At 37.7% G+C, this 3,058-nt stretch carries 4 protein-coding genes; 1 reads left to right on the top strand and 3 read right to left on the bottom strand.

The genetic code is table 11. The features are described 5' to 3' along the window. Window positions 1–91 precede the first annotated feature (91 nt). Window positions 92–295, top strand: a complete 204-nt coding sequence (locus HMPREF0027_RS04975) for a hypothetical protein (RefSeq protein WP_005622727.1) — start codon at window positions 92–94, stop codon at window positions 293–295. 112 nt (window positions 296–407) lie between these two features. On the opposite strand, the gene HMPREF0027_RS04970 is transcribed toward HMPREF0027_RS04975, so the two are convergent. From HMPREF0027_RS04970 to HMPREF0027_RS04960, 3 genes are all read right to left on the bottom strand, one after another. Next, window positions 408–1,787 (bottom strand): ATP-binding protein, encoded by a 1,380-nt coding sequence (locus tag HMPREF0027_RS04970; RefSeq protein WP_005622726.1) that lies wholly within the window; start codon window positions 1,785–1,787, stop codon window positions 408–410. After that, window positions 1,780–2,445 carry a response regulator gene (locus HMPREF0027_RS04965; protein WP_005622725.1) on the bottom strand — a complete coding sequence of 222 codons (666 nt, stop codon included), beginning with the start codon at window positions 2,443–2,445 and terminating at the stop codon, window positions 1,780–1,782. Before HMPREF0027_RS04965 ends, HMPREF0027_RS04970 begins: the two co-directional genes overlap by 8 nt. A 185-nt stretch (window positions 2,446–2,630) precedes the next feature. Beyond that, on the bottom strand, window positions 2,631–2,990 hold the full coding sequence (locus tag HMPREF0027_RS04960; protein ID WP_005622724.1) for a YgiW/YdeI family stress tolerance OB fold protein: 360 nt from the start codon (window positions 2,988–2,990) through the stop codon (window positions 2,631–2,633). Window positions 2,991–3,058: the final 68 nt, after the last annotated feature.

Raw genomic sequence — 3,058 nt, 5'->3', positions numbered from 1 at the left:
GCAACAAGCTATTCAGGAAAATATGAGGATAATATGGTATTCAAATTTTAGAAAACTGTAATTCAGTTTCAATATATGAAAAGAAAGCGAGATGAAATTATCTCGCTTTTTTCGTCGCAGTTATATTGAGTGGGTTTACGATATGTTCGGTTTACCGGAAGTACCTGTATTAGAAGCGGAAAATCCAGAACCTAACTTTGTTATTGAAGTAACTGGTTATAACGATCTCATGATTCCAATTGCGGAAATCTCACCGATCACTTATCCAGAATATGCTAACTCATTCATGTTCTAATTGTAGCTATGTAATATAGTTAGTCATATAAGAAAGCGGTCTAATTTCGCGAAGAATTTGCAAATTCTTGCTGAAACTAGACCGCTTGTTACTTGGGAATGACTGAATTTGCTTAGAAGAAAATTTCAGCCTTTAACCCACCCATTTCACTACGACTCAATTTCAATCCAAAACGATGTAATTCGACAATGCGTTTAATGATTGAAATACCTAAGCCGCTACCTTTTTCATCTTGACTGGATTGAATTGGACGATCGACCGGACGGTAAAACGGCTGACCCAGTTTAGCCAAATCTTCATCACTCACCCCATTGCCGTTATCTTCTACGACGAGACTATTCGTTGATAGCGTGATCTTGATGAGACTTTGTTCCGGCGTATAGTTAATCGCATTATCAATCAGATTTCTCAGCACTAAATTAAGCAATAATATCTTACCTAACTGCGCTTGAGGTTCAGCTTGCAAATCAACAATGATTTCCGACCGCTTGTTTTCTGCTTGCTGATAAAGCTGACTAACATTATTTTCTATCAATTTTCGCCAATTAATAGGCTCTAATTGTTCTAGTTCGGTTAAATTTTCCAAGCGAGAAAGTGTGAGTAACTGCTCAATCAATTGTGCAATTCGGTCTATGCTATTTGTCATATTTTGTAGCGCTTTACTATGTTCAACAGGGGCATCTAACGTCATTTGTGCAATTTCGGTTTGAATTCGTAAGCCGGCAAGCGGGCTACGTAATTCATGTGCTGCATCCGAAGTGAAACGTCTTTCCCGATTAAACATTGTTTGTGTACGCTCAAAATAATGGTTGAGATTATTGACTAACGGAATAATTTCACTAGGTAATTGTGCCGTACTAATTGCTTTGAGCTCATCCGGTTTGCGCTGCGCAACATCATTTTCCAGCCGTTTTAAACTGATAAATTCACGATGAATAATCCATAAAATCGCTAAGATTGTCATCGGAAAACCGAATAACCAGCTCCAAGATTGAGAGATAATCGTCTTATTAATTAAATCGTTTCGATAATCGATTTCCTGTCCGACCGCAATATAAACATCATTATCCTTTAGCCAATAAATACGCCAAATATCAATATCTTGTTCATCATCAATCTCATCATCTGCTTCTGTCAGCTGAATATTCTGAAAACCTTCTAGCGGTGTAAAGGTAAAAAATTGTCCGTCACGCCCATCGTTAATAATTTGCTCGCCTTTATCGGTAAAGATAGCGAAAGCCAGCGCATCATCATCTACATCCGCTTGATAAAAACCGCCTTTATTCTGGACGGTATGAAAGCCTTCGGCAATATTTGATGAGGCTAAACGTTCGGCAAAGAAAATTTGCTGCGAGTCGAACAATTCGTTAATTTCCTTATGCAGCACGCGCCATTCAATCATCGCAGAAATAAGCCAAATCAGTAGTGAGATACCTGAAAGTGCGACAAGTAGTCGGTATTTTAAACTACGCGTTTTGAGTGCATTAGCCATGTTCAGACCCCAAACGATAGCCTACTCCGTGTACTGTTTTTATCCAACTCTTACCTAATTTTTTACGAAGATTGTGAATATAGACCTCAAGCGTGTTACTGCCGACGTCGTTATCCCAGCTATACAATTTCTCCTCGATGGAAGAACGTGTTAATACCTTATCCTTATTACTTACAAAAAGCTGCAATAACTGGAATTCTTTGGAAGTTAAAATAATAGGATTATCCGCTAATGTAGCGCTGTGAGTATTATTATCAATGCGTAAACTACCAATCACAATTTCACTTGAGCTTTGTTGATAACGGCGGCGAACCAGTGCTTGTAAGCGAACAACCACTTCCATTAATGCAAAGGGTTTACAAAGGTAATCATCGGCACCTGAATTAAAACCAAGAATACGATCGTCGAGCGTATCTCGAGCGGTAAGAATTAGCACCGGTATATCTTGATGTTCTTTTCTCCAACGCTTCAGAATATCTAAACCATCCATTTTAGGTAGACTCAAATCAAGAACCACCGCATCATATTGTGTAGAGAAAAGGGCATCAAAACCGAGTTTTCCATCTTGAAACCAATCGACGACAAAATTCTGTTTGGTCAATCCAAGCTTTAGGCCGTCGCCAATAAGTTTATCGTCTTCAATAAGTAATATACGCATTTCGTATCCTTTAAATAAACAAGCGGTTGAATTTTGCAAAAAATTTGCAGAATTTAACCGCTTGTTAGAGTAAAAGCTATTGTTCAGCTTTGCTTGGTAATTCCGCCTAATATGAGCAAAATTTTACCAATTATTTAAAACTAAACAACAACATCACACACAATACTTCCAAAATGAGTTAGCTATTACTGAGCTTTCTCAACCGTATAAACATCAATTGATGAATGGAAAGTTTCCTTATCTAATATTCCTTGAATACGGATTTTGTCGTTTGGGGTAACGTTTAAACCGTTCCATACATGATCATCAATTTCAATTTTGATATCACCAGTTGCATCCGCAAAGATATATTCGTCGTTATCTACTTGACGAAGAATTTTACCTTCTAATGTTACACGGCTGTCATCGAGTGATGATTTCGCTTGTGCAACAGTAACGATACTGGTTGTATTAGCGCCAAATGTTTGATTTTGAGAAATCGGTTGAGAACAGGCTGCTAATAATGTTGCTGCCGCTAATGTTGAGAGAACAGTCAATTTTTTCATGTAAAACTCCTAATATAAAAGTGAAGGGGCAGAAATAGTCGTTAAATAATTCAGCATTATTTTTGGGG

This window comes from Actinobacillus ureae ATCC 25976 (assembly GCF_000188255.1).
In the GTDB taxonomy this organism is placed as follows: Bacteria; Pseudomonadota; Gammaproteobacteria; order Enterobacterales; family Pasteurellaceae; genus Actinobacillus; species Actinobacillus ureae.
The sequence above is the reverse complement of the archived record's forward strand: the minus strand, read 5'-3'. Positions and strand labels throughout refer to the sequence as shown.

Bases quoted from the DNA above. Each gene is read 5' to 3' on its own strand.
- HMPREF0027_RS04975 (WP_005622727.1), top strand. From the start codon at position 92: ATGAAATTATCTCGCTTTTTTCGTCGCAGTTATATTGAGTGGGTTTAC.
- HMPREF0027_RS04970 (WP_005622726.1), bottom strand. From the start codon at position 1,787: ATGGCTAATGCACTCAAAACGCGTAGTTTAAAATACCGACTACTTGTC.
- HMPREF0027_RS04965 (WP_005622725.1), bottom strand. From the start codon at position 2,445: ATGCGTATATTACTTATTGAAGACGATAAACTTATTGGCGACGGCCTA.
- HMPREF0027_RS04960 (WP_005622724.1), bottom strand. From the start codon at position 2,990: ATGAAAAAATTGACTGTTCTCTCAACATTAGCGGCAGCAACATTATTA.